Below are 701 nucleotides of genomic sequence, written 5' to 3'. Positions count from 1 at the left end.
CCGGCCGACCTCGGCGAGGGCGCGGCCGGCGACCTCGCGGCGATGCCGGAAGCCCTCCGTCGCGAACTCGTCGGCCTAGGGCTGCTGTGATCCGACGGCCTGGCAAGATCGATCTTGCACAAGAAGAAGGGGGCGCCCCCGATGGAGGCGCCCCCTTCTCGTCGTCCGATCCCGAGCGGAGCCGTCAGGCCCCCTCGAACCGCCCGCTCGCATGGGCGAGCATCGTGTAGACCTTGCCCGTCTCGGAGGTGAGGTAGGCGTCGGCGCGGGCCGCGTCCTTGTCGTTGCGGGCCACGTCGCCGAGCAGGCGCTCGAACTCGCTGACGTAGCGATCGACGGTGCGGCGGAACTCCGCGTCGGCCCGGTAGCGGCGCTGCATCTCCAGGAAGGTCTGCTTGCCCTGCGGCGTGTAGATCTTGATGTCGAACAGGTTCGGCTCGCCGCGGCGGTAGCGCTCCCACAGGTCCACCGCGGTGCGGTGGTCGATCATCCGCGCGATGTCGGCCGAGATCGTCTCCAGGGCGATGCGGCCGGTCTCGACCGCGGCCTTCGACGCCGCCGGGGCGGGGCTCTCGGTGACGCCCGCCTCGTCCTCGTCGTCGAGGGAGGCGCGCGTCAGCAGGTCGGACAGCCAGCCGCGCTTGTCGCCCGACGCCTGGCCGGATGCGGGCCGGACGGGGGTGGCGGGGCGGGTGGCTGCG

General features: G+C 72.6%; 1 protein-coding gene and 1 pseudogene. One reads left to right on the top strand and one right to left on the bottom strand.

The features are described 5' to 3' along the window. Positions 1-90, top strand: a pseudogene (locus tag FV222_RS32075) (DUF1489 domain-containing protein); the annotation flags it as partial. A gap of 94 nt (positions 91-184) precedes the next feature. On the opposite strand, the gene FV222_RS28320 reads toward FV222_RS32075, so the two are convergent. Then, positions 185-701: hypothetical protein (locus tag FV222_RS28320; protein ID WP_147816439.1), on the bottom strand; the 517-nt coding region annotated here is incomplete at its 5' end.

Source organism: Methylobacterium sp. WL103 (genome assembly GCF_008039885.1).
Lineage (GTDB): Bacteria > Pseudomonadota > Alphaproteobacteria > Rhizobiales > Beijerinckiaceae > Methylobacterium > Methylobacterium cerastii.
Note: the sequence above shows the minus strand (reverse complement) of the source record. Positions and strands in the feature narration are given on the sequence as shown.